15 protein-coding genes are annotated in these 14,705 nt (G+C 69.8%); 2 read left to right on the forward strand and 13 right to left on the reverse strand.

Translation table 11 applies throughout. From position 1 onward, the window contains the following. The 6 genes from paaE to RS83_RS00905 all read right to left on the reverse strand — a co-directional run. On the reverse strand, positions 1 to 1,160 hold a 1,160-nt coding region (gene paaE / locus RS83_RS00880), incomplete at its 3' end, for a 1,2-phenylacetyl-CoA epoxidase subunit PaaE (RefSeq protein ID WP_045277618.1). A gap of 1 nt (position 1,161) precedes the next feature. Then, positions 1,162 to 1,671: a 1,2-phenylacetyl-CoA epoxidase subunit PaaD gene (paaD, locus tag RS83_RS00885; protein ID WP_045277619.1), complete on the reverse strand. Its 510-nt coding sequence runs from the start codon at positions 1,669 to 1,671 to the stop codon at positions 1,162 to 1,164. Further along, positions 1,665 to 2,510: a 1,2-phenylacetyl-CoA epoxidase subunit PaaC gene (gene paaC / locus RS83_RS00890; RefSeq protein ID WP_045277620.1), complete on the reverse strand. Its 846-nt coding sequence runs from the start codon at positions 2,508 to 2,510 to the stop codon at positions 1,665 to 1,667. The genes paaD and paaC overlap by 7 nt, the downstream gene beginning before the upstream one ends. Positions 2,511 to 2,545: 35 nt before the next feature. Next, entirely contained in the window at positions 2,546 to 2,851 is a 306-nt protein-coding gene (gene paaB, locus RS83_RS00895; protein ID WP_045277621.1) for a 1,2-phenylacetyl-CoA epoxidase subunit PaaB, read from the reverse strand. Further along, entirely contained in the window at positions 2,851 to 3,867 is a 1,017-nt protein-coding gene (paaA, locus tag RS83_RS00900; RefSeq protein WP_045277664.1) for a 1,2-phenylacetyl-CoA epoxidase subunit PaaA, read from the reverse strand. Before paaA ends, paaB begins: the two co-directional genes overlap by 1 nt. 84 nt (positions 3,868 to 3,951) lie before the next feature. After that, positions 3,952 to 4,371, reverse strand: coding sequence for a pilus assembly protein CpaE (locus RS83_RS00905; protein ID WP_045277622.1), 420 nt, complete (start codon positions 4,369 to 4,371; stop codon positions 3,952 to 3,954). Positions 4,372 to 4,427: 56 nt separating this feature from the next. On the opposite strand from RS83_RS00905, the gene RS83_RS00910 reads away from it, so the two are divergent. Next, entirely contained in the window at positions 4,428 to 6,551 is a 2,124-nt protein-coding gene (locus tag RS83_RS00910; RefSeq protein WP_045277623.1) for a RecQ family ATP-dependent DNA helicase, read from the forward strand. Here RS83_RS00910 and RS83_RS00915 read toward each other — a convergent pair. Then, positions 6,529 to 7,275: an alpha/beta fold hydrolase gene (locus RS83_RS00915; protein ID WP_045277624.1), complete on the reverse strand. Its 747-nt coding sequence runs from the start codon at positions 7,273 to 7,275 to the stop codon at positions 6,529 to 6,531. The genes RS83_RS00910 and RS83_RS00915 overlap by 23 nt on opposite strands. 64 nt (positions 7,276 to 7,339) lie before the next feature. Here RS83_RS00915 and RS83_RS00920 point away from each other — a divergent pair, with 64 nt between their 5' ends. Beyond that, a complete protein-coding gene (locus tag RS83_RS00920; protein WP_045277625.1) occupies positions 7,340 to 8,032 on the forward strand; it encodes a helix-turn-helix transcriptional regulator in 693 nt (230 codons plus the stop codon). Positions 8,033 to 8,044: 12 nt separating this feature from the next. Here RS83_RS00920 and paaK read toward each other — a convergent pair whose 3' ends face one another. Genes paaK through RS83_RS00950 form a run of 6 tightly spaced genes read right to left on the reverse strand, consistent with a single transcriptional unit; the run spans position 8,045 to position 14,698 of the window. After that, positions 8,045 to 9,334, reverse strand: a complete 1,290-nt coding sequence (gene paaK / locus RS83_RS00925; protein ID WP_230115581.1) for a phenylacetate--CoA ligase PaaK — start codon at positions 9,332 to 9,334, stop codon at positions 8,045 to 8,047. A 40-nt stretch (positions 9,335 to 9,374) separates the two neighbouring features. Then, positions 9,375 to 9,764, reverse strand: coding sequence for a hydroxyphenylacetyl-CoA thioesterase PaaI (paaI, locus tag RS83_RS00930; protein WP_045277627.1), 390 nt, complete (start codon positions 9,762 to 9,764; stop codon positions 9,375 to 9,377). Beyond that, positions 9,761 to 11,911, reverse strand: a complete 2,151-nt coding sequence (paaZ, locus tag RS83_RS00935; protein WP_045277628.1) for a phenylacetic acid degradation bifunctional protein PaaZ — start codon at positions 11,909 to 11,911, stop codon at positions 9,761 to 9,763. Before paaZ ends, paaI begins: the two co-directional genes overlap by 4 nt. Further along, on the reverse strand, positions 11,908 to 12,786 hold the full coding sequence (locus tag RS83_RS00940; protein ID WP_045277629.1) for a 3-hydroxyacyl-CoA dehydrogenase family protein: 879 nt from the start codon (positions 12,784 to 12,786) through the stop codon (positions 11,908 to 11,910). Before RS83_RS00940 ends, paaZ begins: the two co-directional genes overlap by 4 nt. After that, the gene (locus tag RS83_RS00945; RefSeq protein WP_045277630.1) at positions 12,783 to 13,514 is read right to left on the reverse strand and encodes an enoyl-CoA hydratase/isomerase family protein; all 732 of its coding nucleotides are present in this window, start codon (positions 13,512 to 13,514) and stop codon (positions 12,783 to 12,785) included. The genes RS83_RS00940 and RS83_RS00945 overlap by 4 nt, the downstream gene beginning before the upstream one ends. Further along, complete coding sequence (locus tag RS83_RS00950) at positions 13,511 to 14,698, reverse strand: thiolase family protein (RefSeq protein ID WP_156153074.1); 1,188 nt, start codon at positions 14,696 to 14,698, stop codon at positions 13,511 to 13,513. Before RS83_RS00950 ends, RS83_RS00945 begins: the two co-directional genes overlap by 4 nt. Positions 14,699 to 14,705: the final 7 nt, after the last annotated feature.

Consider the following 14,705-nt stretch of genomic DNA (forward strand, 5'->3'; position numbering starts at 1 on the left):
GGATGTGTATAAGGGACCACACGGTCGCTCGTCGGGTGGGACTGGCAGGTGAGCACGAAGCCGCGTTCCAACTCATCCGGCTCCAGGGCGTAGTTCTCGGTCATCGTCACGCTGCCCTCCAGCACCCGCGCTCGGCAGGTGCCGCAGACGCCGCCGGCACAGGCGAACGGTGCGTCGGGGCGCACGCGCAGCGCGGCGTTGAGCACCGATTCGTGCGCGTCGACCGGGCTCTCCACGGTCGAGGAGACGCCGTCGAGCGTGACCTCGATGCGCACGGTCTTCTGCCCGGCGCGTACCTGCACCGGACGTGCGGCGCGAGCTGGCTCGTCGCCGGTCGTGAACAGCTCGAAGCGGATATGCGAACGGTCGACGCCCAGGTCGGCGAGCACCTCGCGGCACAGGTCGACGAGCGCGAGCGGTCCGCACAGGAACCACTCGTCGACCGTCTGCGGCGGGATGAGTGAGCCGAGGATCGTGCGCAGCTTCTGCTCGTCGATGCGTCCGGAGAGCACGGGTGCCGCACGCTGCTCGCGCGAGAGCACATGGTGCAGCACGAGCCGCGTCGGATAGCGGTCCTTCAGGTCTGCGAGGTCTTCGAGGAACATCACGTCGAGCGTCGCGCGATTCGTGTAGAGCAGCGTGAACCGCGAGGTGTCAGACCCGGTCAGCACGGTGTGGGCGAGCGACATCAGCGGAGTGATGCCGGAGCCTGCCGCGATGCCGACGACGTGCCGGTGGTCGAGGTCGTCGAGCCCGGAGGTGAACGTGCCCTGCGGGCTCATCACGTCGATCTCGAATCCCGGATGCAGGCCGGTCTGCGCCCACGTCGAGAACAGCCCGCCCTCATCGCGTTTCACGGCGACGCTCAGCCTGGTGTCCTGCCCTTCGTCCCGATGCTCCGGCGCGCGGCACAGCGAGTAGGAGCGACGGACCTCGACGCCGCCGAGTGTCATCCGCAGTGCCACGTACTGCCCTGGGAGGTGGTCGTATTCGTCGGCGAGGGATGCCGGCACGGTGAACGTGACCTCGACCGCGTCATCGGTCAGCGGGCGCACGTCCTCGACCGTGAGCGTGTGGAACCGCGCGCGTGCGCGGGGTGCCGGAACCCGGCGGGACGGAGCGATCGGGGCGGATGCCGGAGCAGACGTGAACAGCGACATGTCAATGCACCTTGAAGTGGTCGAAGGGCTCGAGGCACGCGCGGCACTCGAACAGCGCCTTGCACGAGGTGGAGCCGAAGTGCGAGACCTCGTGGGTGTCGAGCGATCCGCAGCGCGGGCAGCGCACGCTCAACGTCAGTCGGATGGGCCCGGACCCGAGCGCGGCCCGGCCGGACGGCGGCGCGATGCCGTACTCCTCGAGCTTGGTCCTGCCGGCATCCGTCATCCAGTCCGTCGTCCACGCGGGGGAGAGGACCAGGCGCACCTCGACCTCGTCGTAGCCCGCCGCCGTGAGCGCGAGGATCACGTCGTCACGGATCGCATCCATCGCCGGGCAGCCGCTGTAGGTCGGCGTGATGTCGACGCGCACCCGCGAGCCGTCGACGTCGACTGCTCGGAGCACCCCCAGATCCTCGATCGTGAGCACCGGCACCTCAGGGTCGGGCACGGCGGCGGCGATGCGCCAGGCATCGGCGTCGATGCGTTCCTGCGCGTGTCGGAGGGTCACCATGATGCCCCCGGATGCCGTCTCGCGAGCACCTGCATCTCGGCGAGGATGTGGCCGAGCGGGGTCGCGTGCTTCCCCTGTCGTCCGCCGGCCGACGACGCGGCGCCCTTCGCCAGAATCAGGGACCCGAGCACGTCGTCCAGCTCAGCCTGCGCGAACACCGTCTCGACCACTGCGTCGAATCCGGGGCGCAGCGTCGACGGGCGCGCTGCGGCATCCCCGAGCCGCTCGATCAGGTCGTCGTCGCGGAACAGCTCGTCGACGTACGGCCAGACATCGCCGATGGCTCGGATGATCCGGGTGCGCGACTCCTCCGTGCCGCCGGCGAGGCGCAGCATCCACTGGACCGCGTGATCCCGGTGGTAGTCGACCTCTTTCAACGACTTCTCGGCGATCGCGGCGAAGGTCTCATCGCTGCTCGTCCGCAGCGCGGAGTACAGCTCGAACATGAAGGTTGCGACGACGAACTGCCGGGCGATCGTCTGCGCGAAATCGCCGTTGGGCTGCTGCACGATCCAGGCGCACCGGAACTCCGGTTCGTCGCGGAAGAAGGCGAGGTCGTCTTCGCTGCGCCCGTCGAACGATCCCGCGTAGTGCAGGAACGACCGGGCGTGGCCGAGCAGGTCGAGGGCGATGTTGCCGAGCGCGACGTCTTCCTCCAGCTCGGGAGCGTTCGAGATCCAGGCCCCCAGCTGCTGCGAGAGGATGAGCGCGTCGTCGCCGAGGCGGAGGGCGTACTCGGCGATGTCAGCGGATGCCGCGACGGCACCGGTGCCGGACAGCTCCTGCGCGAGGGTGAGGGCGTCGACCGAGACATCGCCGTGGACGTCGGCTCCCTCCATGGCTCCATCCTTGGGTCCCTGAGCCTGTCGAAGGGTCACAGGTGCGGCACCCCCTCGGATGCCGTGTAGTACACGGCGTGCCGGTAGTTCTTGCCCGCAGGGCTCTCGAAGTACGCGCCCTTCGCATCGGGGTCGCTCGTGGTGATCGCCTCGGCCGGCGCGACCCAGATCGAGACGCCTTCGCCGCGGCGTGTGTAGAGATCGCGGGCGTTGCGGATCGCCATCTCGGCATCCGGCGCGTGCAGGGAGCCGACATGCACGTGGCTGAGTCCGCGGTTCGCTCGGACGAAGACCTCCCACAGCGGCCATGGTTCGCGCTCGCTGGCTCCTGGCGTCGCCATCACGCGCCCTTCGACAGGCTCAGGGACCCAGCGGTCTCGGCAGGCTCAGGGTCCCAGGCGCGCGCCTGCTTACGGGCGTACTCGGCCGCGGCCTCGCGCACCCAGGCGCCGTTCTCGTGTGCCGTGCGGCGGCGCTCCAGGCGTTCGGCGTTGCACGGCCCGTTCCCGCGCAGCACCTCGAAGAACTCGTCCCAGTCGATCTCGCCGATCACGTACCGGTCGGTCTCCTCGTCGAGTCGCAGGTCGGGGTCGGGCAACGTGACCCCGAGGATCTCGGCCTGGGGTACCAGCATGCCGACGAAGCGCTGGCGCAGGTCGTCGTTCGAGAACCGCTTGATCTTCCACTTCATCGACTGTGCCGAGTTCGGCGACTGCTCGTCCGGTGGCCCGAACATCGCCAGGCTCGGCCAGTACCAGCGGTTCACCGCATCCTGCGCCATCTGCCGCTGCTCATCGGAGCCCTGCATGAGGCTGAGCAGGATCTCGAACCCCTGACGCTGATGGAACGATTCCTCTTTGCAGACCCGCACCATGGCGCGGCCGTACGGCCCGTACGACGCCCGGCACAGCGGCACCTGGTTGACGATCGCCGCGCCGTCGACGAGCCAGCCGATCGCGCCCATGTCCGCCCAGGTCGGGGTGGGGTAGTTGAAGATCGACGAGTACTTGGCCTTGCCGCTGATGAGCTGGTCCATCATCTCGTCGCGAGTGATCCCGAGCGTCTGCGCAGCGGAGTAGAGGTAGAGCCCGTGGCCGGCCTCGTCCTGCACCTTCGCCATCAGGATCGCCTTGCGCTTGAGGCTGGGTGCCCGCGTGATCCAGTTGCCCTCCGGCTGCATCCCGATGATCTCGGAGTGCGCGTGCTGCGAGATCTGGCGGATCAGCGTCTTGCGGTAGGCGTCGGGCATCCAATCGCGGGGCTCGATGCGCTGTTCGTTCGCGATGAGCTCGTCGAACATGCGCTCGTCTTCGGAGATCTCGCCCTCCACGAGGCTGAGGTCTGCGGGGCTGGTCATCATCGACTCCTCGTCATCCGATCTTTACTGACCGGTCGTTAGGTAATTCTGACACGACGATCCGCAGCACGCAAGGCGGGCGGCTCAGCGCGAGCGCGAGACCAGCTCGAGCAGCGCCTGCCCGTAAGCCTCGGAGGGATCGGGATGCTCGAATCGCAGCGTCTCGCCGGCGAGTTCGATCTCCACGAGGAACGCGTCGGGCAACCGGACCAGGCTGCGGAACGTGCCCCGCAGGAGCTCGCGGAGCTGATCCTCCCGCGGGAGCCACACGGCGTCGGCGAGCGTGACCGCGTCGAGTGCCCACTCGGTCGTCCCGTTGAAGGCGAGATCGGTGCCGCTCGGGGTCTGCCGCGCCTCGATGGTCATCTCGCTGACCGTGAAGACGTCGGCCTCGGCTTCGAGCTCGACGTCGTCCGGCAGATCGAGTTGGAAGCGGTCGCCCTCGGCCGGGTGCCACACCAGACCGGCATCGCGCAGGGACACGGCCAGTTCTCGGGTGATCACGTCTCCACGCTAGACGACCGCACGCGCATGTCGGCGGTGTGAGGCAGAGTGGGGACATGGCCTCCATCGCATCCACCGACACCCGTGAGGCCGCGCTCTCGGCGCTGCGCGAACTCGTCGGCCGTCCAGACGTCGATTTCCACGACGGGCAGTACGAGGCGATCGAGGCGCTGGTCGCCGGGCGGCGCAGGGCGCTCGTCGTGCAGCGCACCGGATGGGGCAAGTCGGCGGTGTACTTCGTCGCCACGCTGCTGCTGCGTCGCCAGGGCGCAGGACCGACCGTGCTCGTCTCACCGCTGCTGGCGCTCATGCGCGATCAGATCGCCGCGGCCGAGCGCGCCGGTGTCCGTGCGGTGGCGATCAACTCCACGAATGCGCACGAGTGGTCCGATGTGCTCGCGAAGCTGGATCGTGACGAGGTCGATGTGCTCCTGGTCTCGCCGGAGCGGCTGAACAACCCCTCGTTCCGCGAAGCGCAGCTGCCGACGCTGGTCCGCCGCATCGGCATGCTGGTCGTCGACGAGGCGCACTGCATCAGCGACTGGGGGCACGACTTCCGCCCCGACTACCGACGACTGCGCGACCTCATCGCGCAGATGCCGGCCGATGTGCCGGTCCTCGCGACCACGGCGACCGCGAACAGTCGAGTCGTCGCCGACGTCGCAGAGCAGCTGGGCAGTCTCACCGAGAATGCGGGTGACGATGTCGCTCCGGTGCTCACCATCCGCGGGCCCCTCGCCCGCACCTCGCTGCGCATGGGGGTGCTGCGGCTGCGTGATTCGGCGAGCCGTCTGGCCTGGTTGCTCAGCCACATCGACGATCTGCCCGGTTCCGGCATCATCTACACCCTCACGGTCGCTGCCGCCGTCGACACCGCACGGCTGCTGCGCGAGCACGGTCACGACGTGCGTGCGTACACGGGGCAGACCGACACCGATGAGCGCGAAGAGTCCGAGGGGATGCTGAAGCGCAACGAGGTGAAGGCGCTCGTCGCGACCAGTGCGCTCGGCATGGGATTCGACAAACCCGACCTCGGCTTCGTGCTGCACCTCGGGGCTCCTTCGTCTCCCGTCGCCTACTACCAGCAGGTCGGCCGCGCCGGCCGTGCGAGCGAGAGCGCCGACGTGCTCCTGCTTCCCGGCGTCGAGGATCGCGACATCTGGCACTACTTCGCGACCGCGTCGATGCCCGACCGCGATCGTGCCGAACGGGTGATCGCGGCGCTGGGCGATGCGCCGATCTCGACTCCCGCGCTCGAGGCGATGGTCGACATCCGCCGCACGCCGCTCGAACTGCTGCTGAAGGTGCTTGACGTCGACGGCGCCGTTCGGCGCGTGCAGGGCGGCTGGGTCGCGACCGGCGACCCCTGGATCTACGATGCCGAGCGCTATGAGCGCATCGCGGCCGAGCGGGTCGCCGAGCAGCAGCACATGCTCGACTACGAGCAGACCGAGGGATGCCGGATGGAGTTCCTGCAGCGTTCCCTCGACGACGAGACGGCGGCCCCGTGCGGTCGCTGCGACAACTGCGCGGGCGGCTGGTTCCCCCGTGAGATCGGCGAGGCTGCGACCACCCAGGCATCGGAGTCGCTCGACCGTGTCGGAGTCCCGATCGAGCCGCGTCGCGCGTGGCCGACCGGGGCCGATCGGCTCGACGTGCCGGTGCGGGGTCGCATCGCTGCTGAGGAGCAGGCGAGCGAGGGCAGAGCGCTCGCGCGGCTCACCGACCTCGGGTGGGGTGGCGCGCTGCGTGAGATCTTCGCCGCCGGCGCTGCGGATGCTCCCGTGTCGCCGCAGCTGCTCGGCGCGTGCATCCGTGTGCTCGCCGGATGGAAGTGGGATCAGCGGCCGGTGGCCGTGATCGCGATGCCGTCACGGTCGCATCCGCTGCTGGTCGACTCGCTCGCGCGTGGGCTCGCCGAGGTCGGGCGGCTGCCGTACCTCGGCGCGCTCGCGCCCGTCGACGGCGGCCCGAGCGGTCAGCCCGGCGGCAACAGCGTCTTCCGGCTCGCCGGGCTGTGGGGTCGTCTGACGGCCGAGCACCTCGACGTTCCCGACGGGCCTGTCCTGCTCGTCGACGACCTGGCCGACAGCCGCTGGACGCTGACCGTCGCGGCGCGCGTGATCCGGCGCGCTGGCGCGAGCGACGTGCTGCCGTTCACGCTCGCGGTGCGGGGCTGACCTCGACAGCTGCAGCGATCGCAGCGGCGAGGTCTTCCGGACGGCTCCACATCGGCCAGTGCCCGGTCGGCAGATCCACGAGTTCCAGCTCGCGGAGATGAGCGACCTCGGCCATCATCGGATCACCGTCCTGCGCCAGCTGCAGCACCAGGGCCGCGGGGAACGAGCAGGCGATGATCGTCGTCGGCACGTCGCGGCGAGCATCATTCCGCAACCGGACCTGTTCGCGCATCACGCGCGCAGGCATCGGCACTGCGCGTCGACGGAGCCGTTCGAGTGCCTGCGCGCTGAGTCCATCGAGACTCGCCGCCAGCTGATCGAACGGCGGGAGCGCCACCTCCTGCACCTCGGGCGCCACCGCGGCATCGAACGCGGAGCCGTCCGATGTGGGGCCGCTGTCGACGTAGATGATGCGATCGACCACGGTCGGGTCTTGGTCCAGCAGCACGGATGACGGATACCCCGCACCGCTGTGGACGACGAGGGCGACGGTCGACGCCTCGGCGCGGGCGGTGCGCACGGCTGCGCGGAGCGTCTCCACCTGATCGGCCAGCGTCCGCTCCGTGCGCTGGACGTCGTCCGGATCGAGACCGGACAACGTCACCGGGAAGGCGCGGTGACCGCGATCGTGGAGGTGGGCGGCGACCTCGTCCCATGCCCAGGCGCCGAGCCAGTGGCCGGGCGCGAGGACGAAGGCGATGTCTGTGGCTGTGTCGTTCGTCATGCGTCCATCATCAGGTGGACGGGCGGCAACGGCATGTCACTATATTCGTCACTAATATGGGAGCGTGAATCGAACTGCGCGATTGCAGGCCATGACCGAATCGTTGCGGCGGGCGGGCACACGCGGTCGCACCGCGCAGCAGCTCGCTGCTGAGTTCGAGGTGACGATCCGCACGATCAAACGCGACATCTCCGCGCTCGAGGCAGGTGGCCTCCCGGTGTGGGGGCGCACCGGCCCCGGCGGAGGCTACGGGCTCACGGAGCTGCACCGTCTTCCACCGGTGAGTCTCACCGCCGCCCAGGCCGTCGCGCTCAACGCTGCTGTCGCCGCGGCTGCGCAGGCTCCGTTCGCCGATTCGGCACGCGCATCGATCCGCACCGTCCTCGATGTGCTCGACCCCGTGACCCGCCGGAAGGCCGCCGAGCTCTCCAACCGCGTCTGGGTCGACGTGGCGCCGTCTGCCGGACGACGAGTGATGTCCGCGCTCGAGCAGGCCACCATCGACCAGCGCACCGTCAACCTCGCGTACACCGACGCAGAGGGCCGGTCGACGCGCCGCGAGGTCGAGCCGATGATCTTCGCGTTCACCGGCGGACAGTGGTACCTCGTCGCCTGGTGCAGGCTCCGTGACGGCATCCGCTGGTTCGCCCTCAGCAGGATCCAGGTCGCGACGGTCACCCGCCGACCGTGCACGGGCCATCGGATCGAAGAGATCGGTGCGCCGCCGACGTCCGCACGCTCAGCGCACCACGACTGACCGGGCACGGCCTCACCGCAGGTCGTAGACCCGCTTGTACTTGCCCTCGCTGCGGGGCAGCGCGCCCGGTTCCTCGAGCTGCACCCGGACGCTCGATCCGATGTGCGTCTTGATCCGCTGGGCGAGCACCTGGGCGGCAGCCTCGCACACCTCGCGCTCGAGCAGCGGGTGCCGCTCGATCCGGACGGTCATGACATCGAGATGGGCCTCGTGGCGCAGTTCGATGACGAAGTGGGGCGTGAGCTGCTCGATGCCGAGCGCGAGCTCCTCGATCTGGGTCGGGAAGATGTTCACGCCGCGGAGGATGATCATGTCGTCGTTGCGCCCGGTGATCTTCTCCATCCGACGCATCCCCGGCCGTGCCGTCCCCGGCAGCAGCCTCGTGAGGTCTCTGGTGCGATACCGGATGACCGGGAACGCCTGCTTCGTGAGCGAGGTGAAGACGAGCTCACCGGTCTCGCCGTCGGGCAGCGGGGCGCCATCGGCATCCACGATCTCGGGCAGGAAGTGGTCTTCCCAGATGTGCGGGCCGTCCTTGGTCTCGACGCACTCGTTGCCGACGCCGGGACCCATCACCTCGCTGAGTCCGTAGATGTCGACCGCGTCGATGCCGAGGCGCTGCTCCAGCTCGGCACGCATCTCATTCGTCCACGGCTCGGCGCCGAGCACGGCGACCTTCAGCGACGTGGATGTCGGGTCGATACCGGCATCCGCCATCGCATCCGCGATCGTCAGCAGGTAGCTCGGGGTGCAGAGGATCGCGTCCGGCTCGAAGTCGCGGATCAGCTGCACCTGCCTGGCGGTCTGGCCGCCTGACATCGGGATGACGGTCGCGCCGAGCTTCTCGATACCGGCATGCGCGCCGAGTCCGCCGGTGAACAGCCCATAGCCGTAGGCGTTGTGCACCTTCATCCCCGGTCGGATGCCGGAGGCGCGCAGCGACCGCGCCACGAGCGTGGCCCAGTTGTCGAGGTCGGTCTGCGTGTACCCGACGACCGTGGGGCGCCCGGTCGTGCCGGACGACGCATGGATGCGGCGGACCTCCGCCATCGGCACCGCGAACATGCCGAACGGGTAGGTGCGGCGGAGATCCTCCTTGGTCGTGAACGGCAGCCGCTGCACATCCTCGAGCGTGCGGATGTCATCGGGCGAGACTCCGGCGTCGTCGAGCGTGCGAGTGTAATGCGGCACGTTCGCATAGGCGTGGCGCACGGTCCACTGCAGCCGTTCCAGCTGCAGGGCTTCGATCTCGTCCCTGCTGAGGCGCTCCTCCGGATCGAGGGCATCGGACATCGTCGTCATCGCTTCTCCTCTTCGCGCAGTGCGTGCCTGCGTCATGCGGTCAGTCCGTGGTGCGGTTGGTGGTGATCGATCGCCCGCGGAACTCGGCGACGACATCGCCGGTCTCGTCCGTGACGGTCACGTCGTAGAGGCCGGTGCGACCGCTCACGACCCTCCGGAGGGCGGATGCCCGCAGCGTCTGCCCTGCCTTCGTCGACTTCAGGAAGGTGATATCGGCGCCGGCGGCGACCGTGACCCGCTCGTCCTCGTTGCAGGCGATCGCGAAGGCGGTGTCGGCGAGTGCGAACACGAGGCCGCCGTGAGTGATCAGGAAGCCGTTCAGCATGTCCTCCCGCACGGTCATCGAGACGACCGCCTCGCCCGGTGCGTCGACCTCGACCTGCAGGCCGAGCATCGCCGCGGCTGCGTCGCGCTGCATCATCGGCCTCATGCGGCATCCGCCTGCTTGCTCACCAGTGTGAGCACGTCATAGGTCGCGACCAGCTCGTCGTCCTGATTGCGGATCACGGCGTCCCAGCGCACCTCGCCGTACTCGTCGGTCTCGCGCGGGGTGATCTGCTTCGCGGTGAGCTCGACCCGGATCGCATCGCCGGGGGAGACCGGGGTGATGAATCGCAGGTTCTCCAGACCGGAGTTCGCGAGCACGGGGCCGGGCTCGGGATCGACGAAGAGGCCGGCCGCCCACGAGACGAGCAGGTAGCCGTGTGCCACGCGTCCGGGGAAGAACGGGTTCGCCGCAGCCGCCGTCTCGTCCATGTGCGCGTAGAAGGTGTCGCCGGTGAAGTGCGCGAAGGTCTCGATGTCGGCGAGCGTGACCTCGCGCGACGCCGAGGCGATCTGGTCGCCGATCCGCAGCTCCGCGAGCGACTTGCGGAACGGATGCCGTCCGCCGCTGTTCGCTGCGGACCCCGTGTGCCACACGCCGGTCAGCGCTGTGAGCATCTCGGGGGAGCCCTGCACGGCGGTGCGCTGCATGTGATGAAGCACCGCGCGGATGCCGCCGAGCTCTTCGCCGCCGCCAGCGCGCCCGGGACCGCCGTGCACGAGGTTCGGCAGCGGCGAGCCGTGGCCGGTCGAGGAGCGGGCGTCGTCGCGGTCGAGCAGCAGCATCCGGCCGTTGAAGGCGGCGATGCCGGTGGCGAGCTCCACAGCCTGCGCCGCATCGTGCGTCGCGATGCTGGTGACGAGTGAACCGCCGCCACGAGCGACGAGCGCGACCGCCTCTGCCGTGGTGTCGTACGTGAGCAGCGACGAGACGGGACCGAACGCCTCCACGGTGTGGGCGGCATCGGCCTGTGCGTCGTCGAACCGCAGCAGCACGGGCGAGACGAACGCGCCGTCGGAGGACGGGCCGGTCGTGCCATCAGCGCGGCGCACGTCCGGAGCATCCGTCGTGCCGACGACGACCCTGCCGCCGGCGTCCTGCAGCTTCTGCACCTGCCGCAGCACCTCGTCGCGCTGCGCGATCGACGCGAGCGGACCCATCGTCACGCCGTCGGCGCGCGGGTCACCGAGCACGGTCTTCTCGGCGATCCGGGCCTGCACCGCCGCGATCACTGCGTCCGCCGAGGCGCCGGGGACGATGGCGCGACGGATCGCGGTGCACTTCTGGCCGGCCTTCGTCGTCATCTCGGTGACGAGCTGGCGCACATACGCGTCGAACTCGGGCGTGCCCTCGACCGCATCGGTGCCGAGCACCGAGGCGTTGATCGAGTCGGTCTCGGCGGTGAACCGTACGCCGCCGGTCTGCACTGACGGGTGCGCCTTTAGGCTCTCGGCGGTCGATGCGCTGCCGGTGAAGCCGACGATGTCGCCGAGCCGCAGATGGTCGAGCAGGTGCGGCACGCTGCCGCTCACGAGCTGCAGCGACCCCTCCGGGAGCAGCCCGGATTCCACGAGGATGCGCACCATCGCCTCGGCGAGGTACCCCGTCGGTGTCGCCGGCTTCACGAGCGTCGGCATGCCGGCGAGGAACGCGGGGGCGAGCTTCTCCAGCGAGCCCCAGACCGGGAAGTTGAAGGCGTTGATCTGCACAGCGACGCCGGGAAGCGTCGTGTAGACGTGGCGGCCGAGGAACGAGCCGTCCTTCGACAGCGGCTCGACCGGACCCTCGACGTGCACCGTGCTGTTCGGCAGCTCTCGCCGGCCCTTGCCGGAGTACGAGAACAGCACCCCGATGCCGCCGTCGATGTCGACCCAGGAGTCGCCCTTCGTCGCACCGGTGCGCGCGGACAGCACGTAGAGCTCGTCCTTGCGCTCGGTCAGCGCGAGCGCGAACTGCTTGAGCAGCACGGCGCGCTGGTGGAAGGTGAGCGCGGCGAGGCTGGCGTGCCCGGTCGTGCGGGCGTACTCGAGGGCGCCGGCGAGATCGAGTCCCTCGGTCGAGACCGTCGTGACGATCTCGCCGGTGGAGGCATCGCGCACCGCGGTGCCCTTCGGGCTCTCGTTCTTGGGTCCCTTCGACAGGTTCTCGTCGTTGGGTCCCTTCGACGGGCTCTCGTCGTTGGGTCCCTGAGCCTGTCGAAGGGCGGGCGTCCACCATGCACCCCGGACGTAGCTCGGCAGGTAGTCGGTCATCGCTCCTCGTTCCATGTGTAGAACCCTTCGCCGCTCTTGCGGCCCAGCTTTCCCTCGGCGACCATGCGACGCAGCAGTGCCGGCGGTGCGAAGCGCTCGCCGAAGGCGCGCTCCAGTTCCTCGGCGATGCCGAGACGCACGTCGAGGCCGACGATGTCGGTGGTGCGCAGCGGACCCATCGGGTGTCGATACCCGAGCGTCATCGCGGCGTCGATGTCAGCGGCCGACGCGACGCCTTCCTCGAGCATCCGGATCGCCTCCAGGCCGAGCACGACCCCGAGCCGCGACGATGCGAACCCGGGGGAGTCGCTGACGACGATCGGCGTCTTGCCCAGGGCCGCCACCCAGCCGCCGGCCCGCGCGACGACATCGGAGTCGGTCGCAGTGCCGCGCACGATCTCGACCAGCGCCGATGCGGGCACCGGGTTGAAGAAGTGCAGCCCGAGGAACCGGGCGGGGCGCAGCCGGTTCGCGGCCAGGTCGTCGATGGAGATCGAGGAGGTGTTGCTGGCGAGCGTCGCGTGCGTGGGCATCGCCGCCTCGGCGCGGGCGAGCGCCTGCTCCTTGAGCTCGCGATCCTCCGGCACTGCCTCGATCACGAGGTCGCACCGCTCGAACGCGGCGATGTCGGTGCCGGTCGAGAGGCGGCCGTGCAGCTCCGTCGCGTCGAGGGCTGGATCCCGCTCGACGGAGCGGCGGAGGCTGTCTCCGACGCGCTGCGATGCGGCATCCGCGCTGGCGTCGTCGCGCTCGACGACGCTGACGCTCGACCCCGCCAGCAGGAAGGCGTGCGCGATGCCGGCACCCATGCGCCCACCGCCGAGCACGCCGACGCGACCTGGCGCGGTGCCCGTGCTCGTGGTGTCGACGCTCATCGGCTCTTCCGTTCCAGGAACGCGGTCATGCGGCGATGCTTCTCCGGTGATTCGAACAGCTCGGCCTGCAGCTCGAGCTCGATCGCCGGATGCGCAGTCCGCGGGGCGCGGAGCGCGCGTTTGGTGTGCTGCGTCGCCAGCGGGTCGTTGGCTGCGATGCGATCGGCGATCCCGTGCGCGGCCGCGAGCAGTTCCTCGGCCGGATGCAGCGCCGAGACCACCCCCCAGTGCAGTGCCTCGTCGGCATCCAGCGTCCGCCCGGTGAGGAGCAGTTCGCTCGCCCGCGCATCGCCGACGATCTCGGGGAGTCGCCAGGTCGCGCCGGCCGCAGCCATGATGCCGAGCCCGGTCTCGGGGTTGCCGATGCGCAGCGACGGCGTTGCGATGCGGATGTCGGCCGCATAGGCGAGTTCGGCGCCACCGCCGAGTGCGTAGCCGTCGATCCCCGCGATCACCGGCATCGGAAGGTCGGCGATGCGGATGAAGGCCATCGCGTTGATGCCCTTCCTCGCGTCGTCGGCTGTGCGATCGCGGAGCTGGGCGATGTCGGCGCCGGCAGCGAAGACGCCGTCGGAGCCGGTGAGGATCAGGGTGCGCGGGGTGGCTTCGAGCTCGGTGCACAGCTCGTGCAGGGCGTCGATCGTGTCCTGATCGATCGCATTGCGCTTCTCGGGGCGGTCGAGGGTGGCGATGACCCGATCGTCGCGCTCCTCGATGCGCAGCGTCATCCGAGCCGCTCCACGATCATCGCGGTTCCCTGTCCGACGCCGACGCACATGGTCGCGAGCCCGTATCGCGCGCCTTCACGCTCCAGTCGTCCGAGCAGGGTGACGATCAGCCGCGATCCGCTGGAGCCGAGCGGATGGCCCAGGGCGATCGCCCCGCCGTCGGCATTCACGATCGCCGGGTCGAGCTCGAGCCGGCGGATGCAGGCGAGCGACTGCGATGCGAAGGCCTCGTTCAGCTCGACGGCACTGATGTCACCGATCTGCAGTCCGGCCTTCGCGAGGGCCTTCTGCGTCGCCGGGACCGGCCCGAGCCCCATGATCTCCGGGGCGAGGGCGGCGGTCGCGGAGGCCACGATGCGCGCGCGAGGGCGAAGCCCGTACTGCTCGACCGCCTCGGCGCTCGCGACGACGATGGCTGATGCTCCGTCGTTCAGCGAGCTGGAGTTGCCGGCCGTGACGACCGAGCCGCCGGCGACGACGGGGCGCAGTGCGGAGAGGGCATCGAGCGAGGTCTCCCGCCGTGGCCCCTCGTCGGTGTCGACGATGCCGCGGCCGGTCTCGACGCCGACGATCTCGGCGGCGAAGCGTCCCGCCTCGATCGCAGCCACGGCGCGCTGATGGCTCGAGAGCGCGAAGGCATCGGCATCAGCGCGGCTGATCCCGTCGAGGCGGGCGACCTCCTCCGCGGTCTCCGGCATCGAGAAGGTGGCCTTGTCGCGAGCGCTCAGCCGGGGGTTGGTGAAGCGCCAGCCGATCGACGTGTCGAACGCCGCACCCGGTCTGGCCCAGGCCCGCTCGGGCTTCGCCTGCACCCAGGGCGCGCGCGTCATGGATTCGACACCGCCGGCGACGATGAGGTCGGCATCGCCGCCGCGCACTGCGCTCGCGGCGATCGCGATGGCCGACATGCCGGAGGCGCAGAGACGGTTCACGGTCAGCCCTGGGACGGTGTCGGGGAGCCCGGCGAGCAGCACAGCCATGCGGGCGACGTTGCGGTTGTCCTCGCCGGCCTGGTTCGCCGCGCCGAGGATGACCTCGTCGATCGCCTCGACCGGGATCGCGGATCTGGTGACGGTCGCGCCGACCACGAGGGCGGCGAGATCGTCGGGGCGGATGCTCGCGAGTGCGCCGCCGTAGCGGCCGACGGGGGTGCGGACGCCATCGACGAGATAGGCCTCGGACATCGTCATC

Origin of the sequence: Microbacterium oxydans (genome assembly GCF_000956525.1) — a bacterium.
GTDB lineage: Bacteria > Actinomycetota > Actinomycetes > Actinomycetales > Microbacteriaceae > Microbacterium > Microbacterium oxydans_A.